The sequence below is a fragment of the Brevibacillus choshinensis genome, assembly GCF_001420695.1.
Lineage (GTDB): Bacteria > Bacillota > Bacilli > Brevibacillales > Brevibacillaceae > Brevibacillus > Brevibacillus choshinensis.
In genome coordinates this window covers 442,658-462,559 of the sequence record NZ_LJJB01000013.1, presented here as the reverse complement: position 1 = coordinate 462,559, position 19,902 = coordinate 442,658, and the positions used below count along the sequence as shown (strand labels likewise).

15 protein-coding genes are annotated in these 19,902 nt (G+C 51.0%); all 15 read right to left on the bottom strand.

Going from position 1 to position 19,902, the window contains the following annotated elements; all coding sequences use genetic code 11:
• Nucleotides 1–11: 11 nt before the first annotated feature.
• Nucleotides 12–1,433: an allantoinase AllB gene (gene allB / locus AN963_RS22425; protein ID WP_055746779.1), complete on the bottom strand. Its 1,422-nt coding sequence runs from the start codon at nucleotides 1,431–1,433 to the stop codon at nucleotides 12–14.
• Nucleotides 1,434–2,372 (bottom strand): dihydroorotate dehydrogenase, encoded by a 939-nt coding sequence (locus tag AN963_RS22420; RefSeq protein WP_055746778.1) that lies wholly within the window; start codon nucleotides 2,370–2,372, stop codon nucleotides 1,434–1,436.
• Nucleotides 2,369–3,154, bottom strand: a complete 786-nt coding sequence (locus AN963_RS22415) for a dihydroorotate dehydrogenase electron transfer subunit (RefSeq protein ID WP_055746777.1) — start codon at nucleotides 3,152–3,154, stop codon at nucleotides 2,369–2,371. The genes AN963_RS22420 and AN963_RS22415 overlap by 4 nt, the downstream gene beginning before the upstream one ends.
• Nucleotides 3,151–4,452: a Zn-dependent hydrolase gene (locus tag AN963_RS22410; protein WP_055746776.1), complete on the bottom strand. Its 1,302-nt coding sequence runs from the start codon at nucleotides 4,450–4,452 to the stop codon at nucleotides 3,151–3,153. The genes AN963_RS22415 and AN963_RS22410 overlap by 4 nt, the downstream gene beginning before the upstream one ends.
• Nucleotides 4,453–4,556: 104 nt before the next feature.
• On the bottom strand, nucleotides 4,557–6,170 hold the full coding sequence (locus AN963_RS22405) for a PucR family transcriptional regulator (protein WP_161827301.1): 1,614 nt from the start codon (nucleotides 6,168–6,170) through the stop codon (nucleotides 4,557–4,559).
• Between the two features lie 123 nt (nucleotides 6,171–6,293).
• Complete coding sequence (locus AN963_RS22400; RefSeq protein WP_055746774.1) at nucleotides 6,294–7,592, bottom strand: MFS transporter; 1,299 nt, start codon at nucleotides 7,590–7,592, stop codon at nucleotides 6,294–6,296.
• A gap of 271 nt (nucleotides 7,593–7,863) precedes the next feature.
• Nucleotides 7,864–8,502, bottom strand: coding sequence for an orotate phosphoribosyltransferase (gene pyrE / locus AN963_RS22395; RefSeq protein ID WP_055746773.1), 639 nt, complete (start codon nucleotides 8,500–8,502; stop codon nucleotides 7,864–7,866).
• 24 nt (nucleotides 8,503–8,526) lie between these two features.
• Nucleotides 8,527–9,264, bottom strand: a complete 738-nt coding sequence (gene pyrF, locus AN963_RS22390; protein WP_055746772.1) for an orotidine-5'-phosphate decarboxylase — start codon at nucleotides 9,262–9,264, stop codon at nucleotides 8,527–8,529.
• Between the two features lie 46 nt (nucleotides 9,265–9,310).
• The gene (gene carB / locus AN963_RS22385; protein WP_055746771.1) at nucleotides 9,311–12,523 is read right to left on the bottom strand and encodes a carbamoyl-phosphate synthase large subunit; all 3,213 of its coding nucleotides are present in this window, start codon (nucleotides 12,521–12,523) and stop codon (nucleotides 9,311–9,313) included.
• On the bottom strand, nucleotides 12,507–13,604 hold the full coding sequence (locus AN963_RS22380; RefSeq protein ID WP_055746770.1) for a carbamoyl phosphate synthase small subunit: 1,098 nt from the start codon (nucleotides 13,602–13,604) through the stop codon (nucleotides 12,507–12,509). The genes carB and AN963_RS22380 overlap by 17 nt, the downstream gene beginning before the upstream one ends.
• Nucleotides 13,605–13,667: 63 nt before the next feature.
• Nucleotides 13,668–14,948 carry a dihydroorotase gene (locus AN963_RS22375; RefSeq protein WP_055746769.1) on the bottom strand — a complete coding sequence of 427 codons (1,281 nt, stop codon included), beginning with the start codon at nucleotides 14,946–14,948 and terminating at the stop codon, nucleotides 13,668–13,670.
• The gene (locus AN963_RS22370; protein WP_055746768.1) at nucleotides 14,915–15,862 is read right to left on the bottom strand and encodes an aspartate carbamoyltransferase catalytic subunit; all 948 of its coding nucleotides are present in this window, start codon (nucleotides 15,860–15,862) and stop codon (nucleotides 14,915–14,917) included. The genes AN963_RS22375 and AN963_RS22370 overlap by 34 nt, the downstream gene beginning before the upstream one ends.
• A 179-nt stretch (nucleotides 15,863–16,041) precedes the next feature.
• A complete protein-coding gene (locus AN963_RS22365; protein ID WP_055746767.1) occupies nucleotides 16,042–17,394 on the bottom strand; it encodes a solute carrier family 23 protein in 1,353 nt (450 codons plus the stop codon).
• Between the two features lie 175 nt (nucleotides 17,395–17,569).
• Nucleotides 17,570–18,109 carry a bifunctional pyr operon transcriptional regulator/uracil phosphoribosyltransferase PyrR gene (pyrR, locus tag AN963_RS22360; protein ID WP_055746766.1) on the bottom strand — a complete coding sequence of 180 codons (540 nt, stop codon included), beginning with the start codon at nucleotides 18,107–18,109 and terminating at the stop codon, nucleotides 17,570–17,572.
• A 308-nt stretch (nucleotides 18,110–18,417) separates the two neighbouring features.
• Nucleotides 18,418–19,785, bottom strand: coding sequence for a PD40 domain-containing protein (locus tag AN963_RS22355; RefSeq protein ID WP_055746765.1), 1,368 nt, complete (start codon nucleotides 19,783–19,785; stop codon nucleotides 18,418–18,420).
• Nucleotides 19,786–19,902 lie beyond the last annotated feature (117 nt).

Sequence of the window (19,902 nt, the reverse complement as noted above, 5' to 3'; positions counted from 1 at the left end):
CGTAGTTGTTCTTACTCAGCATGCCCTGTTCTTCCCTCATTTTTGACAGGCTTGATCCATTGACCGATAGGACCGCTAACAATCTGACCATTCTTCATCACCGTCTGACCACGGACGATTGTTGCAATCGGACTGCCCACACCTGTCCAACCGTCATAGGCGGTTACTTTGCTCTTGCTATGCAAGTTCTCCCTCTTGATGACAAAAGGACGTTTCATATCCACGATAGTCAAATCAGCGTCTGTACCGACTTGCAGAGAGCCTTTTTGCGGGAAGATCCCGAATTGCTTTGCAGGATTCTCCGACAGGACGGCAGCCACCTGTTGAAGGGTGAGCCTGTTTTGGGTGACCGCATTCAACAGGAGAGGTGCCAATGTTTCCACCCCGCACATCCCAGCCGGAATCGACCAGAGATCGCCATCCTTCTCCTGCTCGGTATGCGGTGCATGATCCGAGCATACGATCGAGATGACGCCTTCTGAGATGCCTTTCCACAGGCGTTCCTGGTCTTTTTTATACTTCACTGGCGGGTACACCTTCATCGCAGGACCGACTGTAGCGAAGTCTTCATTGCTCAGGAAAAGGTAGTGCGGGCACGTCTCGGCCGTAATCGGATAGCCTTCCGCCTGCGCTTGCTGGATCAGGTCTACAGCCTCCCCCGTACTGACGTGCAAAATATGCAGTCGAGCTCCCGTTTCTTTCGCAAAGGCAATTCCTGTCTGCACAGTCACAATCTCCGCCAGATTTGGCCGTCCTTCGAGCAGAGCCTCGTAATCTCTTCGTCCACTTTCCTCCACTTTTTTGGTCAAATGCTGGATCAGATCATTGCTCTCGGCGTGGATGGCAAATACTTGACCCGTTTTTGCCACCTCTCGGAACATATCGAGCACTTCGCCGTCTTTAAACGGAGGAATGACATTTTCTTCCCCGTCCTTGTAGTTGTACATGAGCTGGAACGTCTGACGATGTACGGCATAGCCCCAGAAAAACTTGAAGCCGATCACACCTGCTTCATGTAGGGAAGACAATTCAGCCAAATTAAGATTTCCCAGACAGATCGCCCAGATGCCGTAGTCGACGTGAGCTTTTTGCTGCAAGTTTTGTACCTGTTTTTGCAAGTTTTCCACGTTGTTGATCGGAGGATTGGTGTTCGGCATTTCAAAAATAGAAGTGATGCCCCCTGCTGCAGCTGCCATGCTGGAGTGAGCAAAATCCTCCTTGTAAGTCGCTCCGGGGTCCCGTGAGTGAACGTGCACGTCCATTAAACCAGGGAGAATATGACAACCAGCCGCATCCGTTTCCTCCCGTGCCTCACCTGGCAATGGATCTTTGGAGATCGCAGCGATTTTTCCATCTTGAATGTAAATATCCGCTTCATAAAACTCATGCGGTGTAACAATTTGCCCATTGCGAATTACGTGATCCCATGTCATTTAGCATCCCTCCGTGTTGTGCTTTCCCGTAACAACCTGCCCTACGAGCGATTTGATGTCTGTAATCTCATACTGAAGCATGTACTGCTTGATTTCCTCCAAAATGTCCAGCATCGCCGTTGGTTGTACAAAGCTCGCCGTCCCCACCTGCACGGCGCTCGCTCCCGCCAGAATCATCTCAATCGCATCTTCTCCATTCATCACGCCTCCACACCCGATGATGGGTAATGAACTGACTTGGTGGACCTGATAAATCATGCGCACAATGATCGGCTTGACGGCAGGACCAGATAAACCTCCGAGGACATTTCCGATCCGCGGTTTTCGGGTATGGACGTCGATGGCCATTGCTAGCATGGTATTGGCCACGTTCAGGCCATCCGCTCCCCCCTCTTCCGCTGCCAAAGCGATCTCCTGGATGCTGGTTACATTGGGCGTCAGCTTGGCGATCAGCGGTTTGTCAGTCACTTGCCGAACCTCTCTGATCAGCTCCCGTGTCAGCTGGGCATCCATTCCGAACGCAGCTCCATTTCCCTTTAGATTCGGGCAAGAAATATTCAGCTCGAGCGCTGCTACGCCATCCGTTCCCGCAATGATCCCGGCCATTTCGACGAACTCTTCGATCGAATCTGCGGAAATGCTGGATATCAAAGGAGTCTGGTAACGACCATAGTACGGGATGACGTTCTCCATGTAGTAGTGGATGCCTTTGCTTTGAATCCCGATCGAGTTGATCATTCCGGCAGGTGTCTCGCATACACGGGGCGTAGCGTTGCCTTTTCGCGGATGCTTGGTAATGCTTTTGGGAACGACGGCACCGAGCAGATTGAAATCGATGATGTCTGCCATGTCTTCCCCGAAAGCTCCCGAGGCCGGCATGATGGGATTGGGGAGTGTAAGACTACCGATTTTTACGCATAGATCTAGCTCACTCGTCATCCCAGCACCACCTTTTCTAACGGGAACACAGGACCTTCCTTGCATACCCGAACGGTCTTCAATATCTCTCCTTCTCGTACATCGCAGACACATGCAAAGCAGACTCCCATCGCGCAGCCCATATGCTCCTCAAGGGCAATTTGAGCAGGGATACCGTGCTCAGTGGTAAAATCCTGCAATAGTTGAGATAGACGCTTGGAACCGCATGTAAAGGCAGCATCGATCTGATTTTCCTGCAAAAGAGTATTTACCAAGGCTCGCACCGCTGCAACATCACTTGTCTGTTCCTCATCCGTGACATGAAAGACCTTTGCCCCAAATCCTTGCAACGTCTCCGCAGCCAACAAATCATTACGGGAGCGAGCACTGAGGATCGCCACTGCCTGTACACCTTTTTCCGCAGCATCCTGAGCCAGCGCTGCCAAAGTCGCTATTCCTACCCCTCTGGCGAGCAGCAAGATCGTTTTCCAGCCGTCCTGAAGCACAAATGGGGTGCCCAATGGTCCAAATACATCGACGTGCTCCCCTGCCTGCATCTGCGTTAGTCGCTGCGTCCCTGCCCCTTTGACCAGATACAAAAACTCCAGCGTTCCCTCTCGTCTGTTAATCCGATAAATGCTGAATGGACGCCGTAAAAACGGATTCAGATCATGTCCGCAGCGCAACTGAAAAAACTGTCCCGGCAATACTTCTAAATCTAGCTCACTCGCATCGACGGTCATGTGCCAGTAGCGTTCGCTCACCTGCTGGTTCGTGCAAATTTTCATGTAAATCGACTTCATGCACTCTCCCCCATTTGTTCCGGCTGGGTTCTCTCGTTGTCTTCGTATTTTGGACGTCCATCGGCCTCCAGGACGACTGCCCATTTCTTGATTTCTGCTTCCAACAGGGACGCTCCAACACCGATTTGCTCCCAAGATGTGTACTCTTCGCGATGGTGACTGACACCGTCTCTGGATGGGACAAAGATTAGCCCCGTCGGCCATCGACGTGCCATATTCATCGCATCATGACCTGCACCACTCGCCATTTTCAGGTACGAAACCCCCAAAGCCTGACAGCTCTCCTCCAGTGATTGAGTCACCTCTTCACTCAAAAGAACGGGTTGCTCGGCACTCAGCATCGTCCATTCGACCTTTACCCCACGTTTTGCTTCCACCTGTCGAAAGCCTGCATACAGCTTGTTTAGGACAGTCGTCTTGGACGATACATGGGTCCCGCGAATATCAATTTTCAGCTCAGCTGTGTCCGGCACGACATTCATAGCTCCCGGCTTGACGACACAAACCCCAACTGTGCCGACCGTCCCGTGCTCTTTCTCCGCGAGTGCCGCTGCTTCTAGGATCAAACCGATTTCTGCTGCTGCTAAAAATGCATCCTGACGCTGATCCATCGGGGTCGTGCCTGTGTGGGATGCTTTTCCCTGAATGCGTACTTGCAGTCGCGTCGGTGCCGCAATTCCATGGACAATCCCCACCTGGATGTCGGCGTTTTCCAAAACGGGTCCCTGTTCGATGTGCATTTCCAAAAACACCTTCAGATCGTCGGCAGCACGAGCGGCTTCTGTCAAAGGCCAGCCATTCAATGAACATTCCGACAACGCATCTCGAAAAGTCTTGCCGTCACGGTCCGTAAGACCTGCAACTCCGTCTATGTCTAACTCACCGATCATCGCTTTACTACCCACCGTCGAAACTCCAAAGCGGGATGATTCCTCACATGCAAAGCAGATGATCTCAATCGGGTGCTTGGTCACAATCCCTTGGTCATCCAGTGAGCAGATCGCTTCGAAAGCAGCCACAACTCCGATGATGCCATCGTAAGAGCCGCCCTCAAACACCGCATCCAGATGGGAGCCGCTAGCTACCGCTGGCAGATGGGGCTGTTGCCCTTCCCTTCTCGCAATGAGATTTCCGCTGGCATCCATGCGGACACTCATACCTCTCGCCTCACACATCGCAGCCAAGCGACGGACTGCCTGACGTTCTTGGGGCGTATAGGCGAGCCTCATGACTCCTTTGTCCGAGTAGCCAATTTGATTTAATTCACGCCATGTCTGTTCCAATCGCTCCAGATTCATCGCAACCCCCACACTTCCTAACATTCACTAAAGATGTAGTATGAGGATTCTTGGATCATGAGTAGAAAACCTTTGTCTAACTGGACAAAAAAAAGAGCAATGCATTATCGATAACGATAATCATCACCCATCAGATCAGCCAGTTTCAGCCCGATATGAAGCATCATTTTCCCCTCTGACTTCTGCAAGCTGTAGCCCGTCAGCTTTTCAATTCGCCTCAAGCGATACTTCAGCGTGTTTACATGTAAAAATAGTGCCGCTGATGTCTCTGTCAGCTTTTCGTCATGTTGAAAATAAAGACGAAGCGTTTTGACCAGCTGCAAGTCACTGCTTTGGTCGTGGGCGAACAGCTTCCCAACTGTTTCCTCGAAAAAGCTGTTCCGCTCAGCCGTATCCTTACATTGTGCAAGCAATCGATAAATACCCAAATCGTTGTAATGGATAACCGTCCTCCGCTTGTGCATGACACTGCCCAACAGGATCGATTGCTGTGCTTCCCGAAAACTTTCACGAAGCCCACTCATACCTGCCCCATGATTACGGCCGATACCGATACGCAAGCCCCCCGTCAAAGCCATCTGCTTTTTCAGCTTCTCGGCTAGCGTCTCGGCTCGCCGCTTGATATCTTCAACCGCATCGCTATTCTTTGCGGGCAATAAGCAAACGACTGCTTGCCGAAAGAACCCTGTAATGACCTGAGGGGATGATAATCGCAGTAGCTGCTCCGTTCGATCTGCCAAATCCAGTGGGTTGACTCGTTTTTCCTCCCCCTCTGTCTGAACCACCAAGCACAGGTAAGGCTCGTCCAAGGAAAACCCGTACGGAAGCCCTCTCTCCCGCACATCCTCCAGATTGAGATGCTCATTGACAAATACGTCCCGCAAAAACTCATTCTTGTACTGCTGCTCGGTATCAAAACGAACTTTCAATCGAAGAAATTCTAGTGCCAAGAGCGTGGAAGCCTTCTCCAATATCGCCAAATCCATCTCGAGATGATCCATTTCAAACGCCCAACAAGTGATGTTACCGAACACCTTTCCGTCGAGAAGAATGGGAGCAACTATACATTCGATCTCTCCTCGTTCACACGGCCTGGTCAATTGAATCGGACGCTTGATGATCGCCAGCTCGTGAATCTGCTCTGTAGAGAGTGGTTCACACGCGAATGGCAATGAGGGCACTTCCATGTAGGAGAGCATGCTTTCTACCGTGATCGTATTTTTCGTTAACATCCCTAATGTCTGGATCAAAGACTCCATGCCTTGTTCATTCAGTGAAATCTCGTTCAGAACTTTATTCGCTTGCTCCAAGTCCTCCTGCAAGACCACTTTCCGGTCGAATATCGCATGGCTCACAGGTGGAAGAATCTCCAAATAACTGATTTCTTCCGGGATTTCGATGACTGGAAAATCAAACGCATCCGCTTCATCGAGCAAGGACTGGGGAATCTCATCGATGAACCGATGAGGCTTGATTGCCAACGCCGCCGTTCCTCGTTCATGCAATTGGCGTATCAACTGTTTTTGTGCCTCGTCATCGTCCTTGATCGGAAACAGGCTGGAGAGGATCAACTCGTCCCCTTTCAGCCATTTGACAATGTCAGGTACCTCCATGATGGTGACATACCTGACCAGCCGTTCCAGTCCTTTATGCCCCGCCACGACCCGGCAATCTCTCAATCCGCCTACTCGCATAAGCTGTCGAACAGAAATAGGCAATGTCCTCCCCCGCTTTCTCATGTTGTGTGTATTATCGTCATTGTACAGGTTCGCGAATGAGCTGCCCACCTTGTTTTGAGCAAAAAAGACCGCGGATGAACTCCGCAGTCTTTGCCATTTTCGCTATTCCAATTCTACATCTTTTGTTTCCGGCACCATCGCCAGCATGACCAATAGTCCAATCGGGTAGACGAGGAAGATCAAAGACATGGCTCCCATAATGTTTCCACCTACACTGAGCATCCCGATGATGGCTGGACCAAATCCAGCAAGTCCACGCCCTGTACCAAAAATGAAGTTTTCAGCGGTAGAACGCGCTTCTGATGGATAGTTTTCCGCCAGCACGGCACCAAATCCACCCATCATGCCATTTACAAAGAACCCGAGCATCGCGCTTCCCCAGAGAAGCACCGTTTGATCGGTGAAAACAAAGAAGTACAGGATACACGCAATCGTACCGCCGATGTAGTAAATCGAGAACGTCTTTTTGCGCCCAATTCGGTCCGCCAAAATTCCGAATACCATGATCCCGATCAGCATCCCGACCGTCGAGATCAGCATCCAGCCGCTTGCTTTTGCCAGGCTATATCCGTACTTTTCCGAGAGAACAGTAGGCATCCAGGAGAAAATCCCGTAATATCCGAAGTTCTGAATAAAGGACATGATCGTCAGACCAATGGTCGCGATCGTCAGCTTTTTCGTCGCGAACAGCTTGCGCAGAGGGAAACCGGTCATCTGTTTTAATGCTTTATGTTCGTCCTCAGTCAGAGTCCCTTGTCTTTGTTTCTCTTGCAAATGCTTTTTGTATTCATTTTTACTTTTCCAAATCTCCGGCTCTTTCAAGCCAAAACGGACGTACGCTGCCAGCAGCGCAGGGAGCAAACCGAATAGGAAAACAGTGCGCCAGCCCATTGTCGGAACGACCAAGGCTGCGAGTACAGAAGCACCTAGTACACCCAACTGCCACCCGAGTGCTACACCGGAAGTCGCTTTAGCCCGCTTGCGTTTCGACCAGGTCTCTGTCACGACGGCCATCCCGATCCCGAACTCTCCGCCCACGCCAAGACCGACGATAAAACGCAAAATCGCCAGATGAGAATAATCACTCGCAAAATAGATAAGTGCAGTACCTACTGAATAAAGCAAAATTGTCAGTGTAAAAATCTTGATGCGTCCATACATATCGGCCAAAAACCCAAACAGATAAGACCCGACTAATGTTCCGATGGTCGTAACCAGCGTCAGATTCCCTGCTTCAGCGGGAGACAGTCCAAACTCTTTGATGATAAAGACAAGCACGAACGACAGGAGCAGCATGTCCAATCCGTCTGCCGCGTACCCCAGAATCGAGCCTATGAGTGTCTTGATCTGTGTTGATTTGCTCTCTTCTACTTTTCCATGTGGCGCCACTGTTTGTTGCACGAAAGCATTCCCCCTTGATCATTTAGTAGGAAAATTTGAATTATTCCATAACGATAGATTTATGTGAATGTTGGGTGAATACCTTTGTCCTTACAGACTATTATGATATTCTTGATTTGTTTCTACCGACAAAGACCGCATAAGAGAGCCTTTAACCCGTCCAATCTTTGGGCAGATGACAAAAAATTCATGTAAGGTTTTCTTACATAATATAGGAGGAGAGAACGCAATCAGCTACGTTCACTCCTCCTATTTTTACTACGAACCACTCTTATTCAAAGAATGTCCGAGGAGCTTTGCGCCATTCGCTCAAAAATTTCTCCTGATCAGCCGAAATGACACCTTGTTCGGCGGCTGCTTCAAGAAGAGCGGTATATTGCGAAAGAGTCGTGCACGGAATGCCTGCTTCTGCAAAGAGAGCTTCCGCATCCGGGAACTGGTAGCTAAAGATGGCTACAACGCCTAGTACTTCTCCGCCTTCCGCCTGCACGGCTTGAGCGGCTTTGAGCGAGCTTCCTCCTGTAGAGATCAGATCTTCGATAACGACTACTTTTTGTCCGGCAGTCAGCGAGCCTTCGATCTGATTTTGGCGGCCATGCCCTTTTGCCTTGTCACGAACATAGATCATTGGCAAATCCAGCACTTCTGCTACCCACGCCGCGTGCGGAATTCCCGCCGTCGCCGTTCCTGCTACGACTTGAACATCTGGATATTGAGCCTTGATTGTCTCAGCAAAGGAGCGAGCGATCTGGCGGCGCACTTGTGGATGAGACATCGTAATCCGGTTGTCGCAATAGATCGGCGACTTAATACCCGAAGTCCATGTAAATGGCTGCTCTGGTCTCAGGTGAACAGCACCAATCTCAAGCAAGCTTGCAGCAATTTCTTTGGCAGTTGTCATCGTCATCATTTCCATTCCCTCCAGATTCGTATATTACCGACGATCGGCTTCCACAGCAGAAACGATATTTTCCCAGGTAGCAGCTGGATCTTTCGCCGCAGTAATGGCGCGTCCGATCACGAGATAATCGCTTCCCAGCTGGAATGCCTGCTCTGGTGTGGTGATACGCGTTTGGTCCCCTTTATCCGAGCCTAGAGGACGAATGCCTGGCGTGACTGTCAGGAAAGATTCTCCTACCGCTTTCTTGATCATCGGGACTTCAAGCGGAGAAGCAACCACTCCATCCAGTCCCGCCTGCTTCGTCATTTTCGCGTAGTGTACGACCACGTCTTCTACCGTACCTGGAATGGCGATCTGTTCGTTCATCGTCTGCAAGCTTGTAGAAGTGAGCATGGTGACTCCGATCAGAATCGGGCGGGGAGAGCCTGCCGCTGTCCCCTGCTCCAATCCTTCTCGCGCTGCTTCCATCATGGCTACCCCACCTGCAGCGTGAACGTTCACCATATCCGCTCCCAATCGAGCCAGACTCTTCATCGCACCTCTGGCCGTATTCGGGATATCGTGTACCTTCAGGTCAAGAAATACCTTCAGGCCTCTCTCCTTCAAATAGTGAACGATTGCCGGCCCTTCCGCGTAGGAAAGCTCCATCCCGACCTTTACATAACGGATCCGACCTTCCAGCGGTGCCAGGCACTGCTTGATTTCTTCCAGTGTGGAAAAGTCGAGCGCAACGATCATGCGCTCTCTAACATCAATGGATTGTGGTTGCACACTACTCTCCTCTTTTCTATCCCGATCTCTTTTTTTCGATGAAATTCTATACCGTCACAGCCACTTTCGCTCCAGAGCGTTGCGCTGGCATCGCTTCCGTGGAGAATGTGATGGTCTCCAGCACATGCAGCAGAGCCGATGCAGTATCCAGTGAAGTCAGGCATACTGCGCCGTTTTCCACTGCTTCACGGCGGATGCGGAAGCCGTCACGCTGCGGTGTTTTGCCTTTTGTCAGGGTATTGAGCACGATGTTCGCTTCGCCTTTGTGGATCATGTCCAAAAGGTTTGGCGTCCCTTCCGACAGCTTGTTTACACGGGTCACTGGCAAGCCTGCTTGCTCCAGATAATCAGCGGTGCCGGATGTAGCCAGTAGCTTGAAGCCCAAGTGGCGGAAGCGTTTGACGATCCCCAGCGCTTCTTCCTTGTCTTTGTCTGCTACAGTTACGAGAAGCGCACCCTTGGTCGGGATATTCATACCAGCAGCGACCAGCCCTTTGTACAAGGCTTTTGCCAGTGTGCTCTCGCGTCCCATGACTTCACCAGTCGATTTCATTTCCGGTCCGAGCGTGATGTCTACTCGACGCAGCTTGGCAAAGGAGAACACTGGTACTTTGACAGAAACCATTTTTTCTTCTGGGTGATAACCCGGAGTGAATCCTTGGTCAACGATCGAGTGTCCGAGAATCGCTTTGGTCGCGATGTTTGCCATCGGAATGCCCGTCACTTTGGAGAGGAACGGCACCGTCCGGGAAGAACGCGGATTGACCTCGATCACGTACGGACGGTCTTTATAGATGACAAACTGGATGTTCAGCAGACCTTTGATTTGCAGGGCGAGCGCCAGCTTCGTCGTCATTTCGATCAGTTCGTCTTTGATCGCTTGCGTGAGAGATTGCGGCGGATATACCGCGATCGAGTCGCCGGAGTGAACCCCTGCGCGTTCGATATGCTCCATGATTCCTGGAATCAGGACGTTTTCTCCATCGCAGATCGCATCCACCTCTGCCTCGACCCCTACCATGTAGCGGTCTACGAGAACAGGATGATCAGGATTTACTTTGACTGCCTTCTCCATGTACTCCAAGAGCTCCGGCTCGTTGTAGACAATCTCCATCGCACGTCCACCGAGTACGTAGGAAGGGCGCACTAGCACCGGGAAGCCCAGTCCTTCTGCTGCCACAACCGCTTGGTCTACAGATGTTACCGTTTTTCCAGGAGGCTGAGCGATGTTCAGTTCGCGTAGCAAGGCTTCGAACTTCTCACGATTCTCTGCCGCATCAATGTTTTCCAAGCTGGTTCCGAGGATTTTTATTCCACGTGCCGACAGTTTGTCCGCCAGATTGATTGCGGTTTGTCCACCGAACTGCACGATGACGCCTTCCGGTTTTTCGGCATCCAGAATGTTCATCACGTCTTCGATGTACAGTGGTTCGAAGTACAGACGGTCCGAGGTGTTAAAGTCCGTCGAGACTGTTTCCGGGTTGTTGTTGACAATGATCGCTTCGTAACCGGCTTCTTTCAGCGCCCAGACTGCATGAACGGTCGCGTAGTCAAATTCGATCCCTTGACCGATGCGGATTGGACCAGAGCCGAGTACAACTACACGCTTTTTGCCCGTTTCGATGCGCTCATCTTCTGTTTCATAGCTGGAGTAGTAGTACGGCGTCTGCGCCTCGAATTCAGCTGCGCAGGTGTCTACCATTTTATAGACAGGAACGAATCCGTGCTGTTTGCGCTGTTCGCGAACCGCTTCCTCTGTTTGCCCGGAGAGATCAGCAATTTTTCTGTCCGTAAAGCCCATGCGTTTGGCTTCATACAGTTTTTCCGTCGTCAAGCCTTTTGCCAGTTCCGCTTCAAAAGCAACCATCTTGTGGAATTTGTGTAGGAAGAACAGGTCGATTTTGGTCAGCTCATGCAGCTCGTCGATGGTCCAACCGCGTCGCAGCGCTTCTGCCAAGAGGAACAATCGCTCGTCATCTGCTGCCACCAGGCGTGCTTTCAACTCATCCACACCAATTTCGGAAGCTCCTTTGATCTCCATATGGTAGCTTCCGATCTCCAGGGAACGGATCGCTTTCATGATCGACTCTTCAAAGGTACGACCGATCGCCATGACTTCACCCGTTGCCTTCATTTGCGTGCCCAGCTTGCGATTCGCAGACTGGAACTTGTCAAATGGCCAGCGCGGAATTTTGCTCACTACATAGTCGAGGGTTGGTTCGAAGCAAGCGTAGGTTTGACCGGTTACCGGGTTTTTCAATTCATCCAGCGTGTAGCCGATTGCGATTTTCGCCGCCATTTTTGCGATTGGGTAGCCCGTCGCTTTGGAAGCAAGCGCAGAGGAACGGCTCACACGCGGGTTTACTTCAATCACGTAGTATTGGAAGCTATAAGGGTCGAGTGCGTACTGCACGTTGCAACCACCCTCGATGCCCAGCGCACGGATGATGTTCAGTGCAGAGGAGCGAAGCATTTGGTATTCGCGATCCGAAAGCGTTTGGCTTGGTGCCACTACGATCGAGTCACCTGTATGCACGCCAACCGGGTCGATGTTTTCCATGTTACATACGACGATGCAGTTGTCGTTGGCATCGCGCATCACTTCATATTCGATTTCTTTCATGCCCGCGATACTCTTCTCGATCAGGCACTGGGTAATCGGGGAATATTTCAAACCACTCGCCACAATCTCGCGGAGCGTTTCTTCGTCGTCACAAATCCCGCCGCCTGTACCACCCAACGTGTAGGCAGGGCGAACAATGATCGGGTAGCCGATTTCATTGGCGAAATCAACCGCTTCTCCTACTGTGCTGACAATGACAGATTCCGGTACGGGCTCGCCCAGCTCGTTCATCAAGGATCGGAACAGCTCACGGTCTTCTGCTTGCTTGATCGACGCAAGCTTGGTTCCGAGCAGCTTTACGTTTTCTTGTTCCAGCACGCCTAACTCTGCCAAGGCAACTGCCATGTTCAGTCCCGTTTGTCCACCGAGCGTCGGCAGCAGGCCGTCTGGTTTTTCCTGACGAATAACGCGGGCAACGAATTCGGGCGTAATTGGCTCGATGTACACTTTGTCCGCCATGTTTGTGTCTGTCATGATTGTCGCCGGGTTGGAGTTGATCAGGACTACTTCCATGCCTTCTTCTTTCAATGCTTCGCAAGCTTGTGTACCTGCATAGTCAAATTCTGCAGCTTGCCCGATCACGATAGGACCGGAACCAATCACGAGGATTTTTTTCAAGTTATCTTGTTTTGGCATAGTTTTTCTCCTCCTTGGCGGTTTCGAGCATATCTAGGAATTGGTCGAACAAGTATCCGGAGTCGTACGGTCCAGGAGCCGCTTCCGGGTGATATTGCACAGAGAATGCCTTCTTCGCGACGTTGCGTAGACCCTCTACCGTACCGTCGTTCAAGGCGATATGGGTAATTTCCAGTTCCGTTCCGTTGAGTGATTCTTCTTTTACCGCATAGCTGTGGTTTTGCGAAGTGATATAAGTGCGCCCAGTCGGCAGCTCTTTCACAGGGTGATTGCCGCCGCGATGGCCGAATTTCATCTTCATAGTGTCCGCTCCAGAAGCCAGCGCGAACAGTTGATGACCCAGGCAAATTCCGAAGACTGGATACTCTCCCAGGATGCCTTTGATCATATCGATTGCTTCTGGTACGTCTTTTGGATCCCCAGGGCCGTTGGACAACAGGATGCCGTCCGGTTGGATCCGACGAATCTCTTCTGCAGTCACATTGTACGGAACAACCACTACGTCGCATTGACGCTTGGTCAGCTCGCGCAAAATGCCGTGCTTGGAGCCGAAATCGACCAGTACTACACGATGTCCATTTCCAGGGCAGCTGAATACGCTCTTCGTGGAGACACGTGATACTTGATCGGTCATCAGAGAGGTAGATTGGAGCGCTGCCACCAGCTCTGCGAGTGGCGCTTCATTGGTGGTGATCATGCCTTTCATCGTGCCGTGGTAGCGGATCTTTCTCGTCAGCATCCGCGTATCCACGCCGCTGATTCCAGGGATGTCGTACGTTTTCAGTAGCTCATCTAGCGTGTTGGTATTGCGCCAGTTGCTTGGCATGTCGCAGTGTTCACGTACTACGAAGCCGTGGATGTATGGACGGACTGCCTCAAAATCGTCGCGGTTGATACCGTAATTCCCGATCAATGGGTATGTCATGGTTACGATCTGGCCGCAATAGGAAGGGTCAGACAGCACCTCTTGATAACCAGTCAGTCCGGTATTAAACACCACTTCGCCGAACGTCTCTTTCGTTGCACCAAACGCCGTTCCGATAAACTCTGTTCCGTCTTCCAAGATCAGTCTTGCTCGCATCTATGTTCCTCCTTCATTGTCCGCGCACGATACCATTCATGACCCTTTTCTCAGGTCGAGCTCTTACACGTCTTGATGTACAATCTTGCCATCTACCAAGGTTAGGATCGGCCATCCTTTGCATGCCCATCCAGTAAATGGTGTATTCGTTCCTTTGCTGGCAAAGGTGGTTGGGTCAATTGTCCGCTCTGTCTCCAGATCAATGATAGTCAGATCAGCTACCGCGCCGACTTCCAGGCGACCGTATGGCAGTCCGAATGCCGCTGCTGGTTTGATGGTCAACAGCTCGACCAGTTCTTTTAGCGTCAGCTCACCCGTTTGCACAAAGTGAGTATAGAGCAGTGGGAACGCTGTTTCTGAGCCAACGATTCCGAATGGAGCTCGGTTGATGCCGTTTGCTTTTTCTTCTGCCGTGTGTGGTGCGTGGTCCGTCGCAATCATATCGATTGTTCCATCCTTGAGACCCGCGATCAGTGCGGCACGATCTTCACGAGAGCGCAGTGGTGGATTCATTTTCCAGTTCGTATCCAGGTTTTCTGGAATATCTTCGTCACACAGGAGCAAATGGTGAGGAGTAACCTCGCAAGTAACATTGATTCCTGCCCGTTTTCCGTCGCGTACCAGCCTTACGGATTCCTTCGCACTGATGTGGCAGACGTGGTAGTGAACACCTGTCTGCTCAGCCAGCAAGATATCACGTCCAACATGGATGGATTCGGACTCTGACGGGATGCCAGGAAGTCCGTGGCGTTTTGCTACTTCACCATCGTGCAAGGCCGCTCCCGGAATCAATAAATCGTCATCCTCGCAGTGCGCTACGATGGAGATGCCCAGCTCTTGCGCTGCCTGCATCGCTTTTTTCATCATGGCTGTGGACTGCACTCCCACACCATCGTCTGTCAGTGCGAAGATGCCTGCCTCTTTCAATCCTGCGAAGTTAGTCAGTTCTTTACCCAGCTGTCTTACTGTAATCGCACCGTAGGGAATCACGCGCGCCATTCCGGCTTCACGTGCTTTGTCCAAAATGTAAGTTACTGTCTCGACACTGTCGATGGATGGGCGAGTGTTTGGCATGCAGCAGATGGTTGTAAAGCCACCGCGTGCTGCTGCCTTCGCTCCTGTTTCGATCGTTTCTTTATGTTCAAAGCCTGGCTCGCGCAAATGTACGTGTACATCGATGAGACCAGCACTGATCAGTCCGCCTTTGCAATCTACCCAGTCGTGACCGTCGCGCTGGATAGACTCTCCCATCGCCACGATACGCCCCTCTTCTACCAATACTTCGACTGGGATCAAGTCTCCCGTATGATTTAATAGTTTGCCGTTACCAAGGATGGTTCCCATTTCAAATCGCTCCCTTTCAGCAGAGTTTCTAGTACCGCCATTCTTGCTGCTACTCCATTCGTTACTTGTTTTTGGATCAAGGAGGTTGCAGATTCAACCAGATCCGTATGAATTTCTACTCCTCGGTTGACTGGAGCTGGATGCATGATGACCGCATTTGGTTTCATGGCTTTTGCTCTCTCCAGTGTCAATCCGTGTGCCTGATGATATTCTTCCTTGGAAATGTACAGCGACTCTGAGTGGCGCTCCAGTTGTACACGCAGCATCATGACCACATCCGCAGTCTGGATGGCTTCATCCATCCCAACGATTTTGACTCCATTCGGGATTTGCGCAGGCTGTGGCATCATGCTCGTCGGTCCGGAGAGAAGCAGGTTCACTCCCAGCTTGGGCATCGCATGCAGATGCGAGCCAAGTACCCGGCTGTGCCGCAGGTCGCCGATGATCGCGACTGTGAGTCCATCCAGTCGTCCAAACTGTTGCTTCATCGTCAGCAGATCGAGCAAGCATTGAGTTGGATGCTCATTTGTTCCATCACCTGCGTTGATCAGTTGCAGACCCACACTTCCCGCCAGCTCTTGCAGCAGTCCTTCTTTTTTTGTTCGGATGACGGCCGCTTCCACACCCATTGCTTCTAGCGTGCGGATCGTGTCATGGACCGTCTCGCCCTTCACAGCTGAGGAGGTTTCAGGAATGAAGTTCAACACGTGTGCCCCTAGGCGCTTTTGGGCTACTTCAAAGGAAAAGCGCGTCCGAGTGCTGGCCTCAAAGAACAAGTTGGCTACAAACCGTCCTCGAAGGACTTCCGCCTGCTCTCCTGGGCGATTTGCCCAGTAGGCTGCTCGGTCCAACAACCGTACAATCTGCTCTTTTGTCATATCTTTCAAGCCAATCAGGTGACCCGTGTTGTTCATTGTGAATCCCTCCGTTTATCTGATGTCTCTAAAGAAAAAGCTTCTTGCCTTCGCGCGGCCGTTGTGGCTGGCGAGACAAGAAGCTGCTGAAGTCTTCTCCCTTTTTGAGCAGGGGAAACAGCGTTCTATGCCTTGCCAGCCTCTCAGGACTGGATTTAAAGGAATCGGGAACGTCTTTCTTAGTTTTGTGGTTGTTCGTCTTGCACTTCGCCCATCGCGGATTCCTTGCCTGGCAAAACCACGTGCAGGATAATTCCGAGGAAGGTAGCAAATGCGATATTGTCGATGGTTAGGTCATTCAGGAAAGGAATGCCTGTTCCTGCAAAGCTAATTTTGTATCCGCCGATACCGGTTACGAGAATGGCTGCAGCGATTACCATGTTGCGCTTGTTGGCGAAATCCACTTTATTCTCTACGTACATCCGCAACCCTTGTGCTGCGATGATCCCGAACAGAATGATGGACACACCGCCCAAAACCGGGGTAGGAATACTCATTAAGAGCGTGCTGATTTTACCGATGAAGGCGAACAGGATGGCCATTACAGCCGCCAAGCCGATGACGACTTTACTGAACACTCGTGTGATCGCGAGTACGCCGATGTTTTCACCGTACGTTGTCGCTGGAGGACCACCGATGATTGCCGCGAGCGATGTTGCAATACCGTCACCGAGCAGGCTGCGGTGTAGACCCGGGTCTTTCATCAGGTCGCGGTCCATTACTTTACTTGTTACCAGTAGATGACCCAAATGCTCTGCCAGTGTGACAAAAGCAACTGGTGCGATAACCAGTGCAGCAATCCATGCTGATGGATTTCCCATCGCGGTGACAACCTCACCAAACTTGAAGTGTGTGGCAAACATGTCTCCGATGCCTACTACCCAAGGTGCTTCTGCTACTTTTTGAAAGTCGATCAAGTCAGGGTGACGCAGAAGCGTGTATACATACCCTACGATAATACCGATCAAGATCGGGATGAGACCCAAGAATCCACGCAAGAGTACGGCTGCCAAGACGGTGACTACCATGGTGACTAATGAAATTTCGATGGAGGTCAAAGACATTTGCGACTGTCCATCTACGGTTACCTTCGTTGCCATATCGACGGCTACACCTGCGAGGCTCAAACCGATGACGACGATGACTGACGCGATGACGACTGGCGGCAGTACTTTATCAATCCATTTCACACCGGCCTTCTTCACGATAGCTGCTACGATCATGTACACCAGACCAGAGAGGAAACATCCGAGCAAAGCCGTCCCTACTCCGTAAGACGCTGTGACCGCAATGATCGGTCCGATAAAGGCAAAGGAGGAACCCAGATAGTTAGGAATTCTTCCTTTGGTAATCCACAGGAAGAGCAGCGTGCCGATCCCACTCGTAAACAGTGCAGTGGCTGGATCCAGTCCAGTCAGAATCGGTACGAGAACCGTTGAGCCAAACATGGCGAATAAGTGCTGGATGGAAAGTGGCAATAATTTTTTCAGTTCTGGCGTTTCGTGCACATCGATATAATTTTTCTGGCTCATGTCTATAGGTTCCCCCTGTGTTTCTTTTTCTTCCCTGTCTCTCTCACAACTTATTCTGCAATAGAAAAACCTCTTTGTGCGGGCACAAAGAGGCTAACTTCTCCATTCACATGGGAAGATATGGCCTCTTGCCGACCTCACGGGATCGCTGTTAAAGAGGTTTCATTTAGTTGTGTTACAGAAGCTGTCTGATGGATACAATGTCCATCATGTCTACTTCAGCCAGTTGCACATCGACAATCTCGGTCCGAGCGGTCGGAACGTTTTTGCCGACAAAGTCAGGGCGAATCGGAAGCTCACGATGTCCGCGGTCTACAAGTACAGCCAGCTGAATCATGTGTGGTCGTCCGTTGTCAATCAGAGCATCGAGAGCCGCTCGTACTGTACGTCCGGTGTAGAGTACGTCGTCTACCAGAATGACCGTTTTACCTGTAATTTGATCTGGCAACTGTGAACCTTGCAAAACGGCGTCTTCTGACTTGTGCTGCAGATCATCCCGATAGAACGTAATGTCCAGCTCACCGACTGGCACCTTTACATTCTCGATCATTTCGATCCGTTCCACCAAACGCTGTGCGAGGTAAATCCCTCTCGTCTTGATTCCGACGATGATGCAATCTTCCACCCCTTTGTTTCGCTCAATGATTTCGTGAGCGATCCGTGTGAGTGCGCGGCGGATTGCCGCTTCGTCCATGATGACACTTTTGCTAATCATCTGATTACCCCCCTCGACGGGAACTGTGGACTCAAGAAAAAAGGCTTCTTGTCAGGAGACAAGAAGCCACTGGACATGACAACAGAAGGGAGCATGAAGCTTGCCCATCTTGCTGCCGTGTCAATTCCGTGCCCTTGCCAGCCTCACTGGACTGGATTTAAAGGTTCCATTCGTCAAGTAGGATTATGTCACGAATCGAGGAAACTGTCAACGCAATACGGGACAATTTTTATTAATAATTTTATTTAACTCCATCCAAAAGTTTATTTATACTAAAAAACTCGAATGTGAGCGATCAGATCAAGACCTTATTTCGACAAGCTCGCTGCGGTTGGTTTGCTCTCCCAATACACGTTGATCCATTGCGGAAGATAGTTGGCATAGTAGCCGATATCGCCAGTCACATCGCGTAGTATTTCCGTTTCTTTTCCTTGCACCGACAAGTACAGGGAACCTTTCTGTGCTTGGTCGACCCGCACAAAGAAAAGCTGCTTTCCGTCAGGCGATGGATACGGAAAATAATCGGCTGTAAGCATCGTACCATGAGTAACCTGTTTGGCTGGCTCTCCAGCTTCCTGCTGCCAGATCCGCTGACTGGGGACCATCACTTTTTGCGGATCATAGTGATATTCCGTTCCCTTTCCCCGAGTGAAGAACAGGGAATACGGGGCTGCCGTCGTCCATGTAGGCATCGTGTCCACGCTGTCCTTTGGGCTATCGGAGACGACCTTGCCGCTGGGATCAGCCAGATTCAAATGCTTGTTGTAAGTCGCCATCCGATCGGTCCCATCGATAAAGGCGAGCTGTCTGCCATCCGGCGACCAGCGGAGCCATTGCGGATGTATCAGCCCCGTCCCCAGCTCTACCGGTTTCTTGTTGGGCTGACTCAAATCAAATAGCTCTATGGGAACACCATCCGCTGACAAGGAAGCAGAGTTGTACTGCAAATAATAGCCGACGTGAGCACCATCCGGGGAGATGGACATCGCTCTCGCTGCCCAAGCGTAGATACCTTCCTCTACATTTGGTGGTGCAGCAATGGGATAGGTGGCGACTGTTTTCCCCGTCAACTCTCGAAGAACCAAATTCATGGCGCTATCCTTTGCAGCAGATGTCGATACCAGAAGCTGCTTCCCATCCGGCATCCAGGAAAAATCTACAAAGTCGACTTCCTTTGTTGCATGCACCTCAACCGCCTGATTGTCCTTGATTTCCTTGATCACGAAGAAAGGCTTGGGATCTTCTGCACTCCCTGTCTGGACGAAATACGCAATTTTTTTGTCCACAGGAGACCATTTTGGCTGGTCCATGACAGGTCGATCATCGATCTGGAAAGCCCCGCTTCCGTCTGTCTTGACTGCCCACAAGTAGCCTGGTGCCGAATAGGTATCGCTCCCTTTATATTTCAAGAACAACAGCCATTCCCCGTCCTTTGACCACCCGACAATTTGATCCAAGCCATCCTTCTCGACTTGCTTCGGCTTGGCACCTGGTATCCGGGCATCCAACAGCCATAGATGATCTTGGCGAGTAAAGGCAATCTTCGCAGGAACGGCTTCCTGACTTACTCGTAAAGGCTGTTCGGACTGTTCCTTCGCATACACTTGTCCTCCCCCTGCCGCAAGCACGCTAACGATGCTGGCGATACTCGCCCACGCTTTCCATCTTTTGCGCATACGAACCTCCTCCTCCTCGACTTAACAGATTCCCCATCTTCATCAGGCAAAAGAAAAAACGCCAAGGATGATAGTAATCAATCTTCCCTAGCGTTTTCCAATCCCCCGTCGTTTATG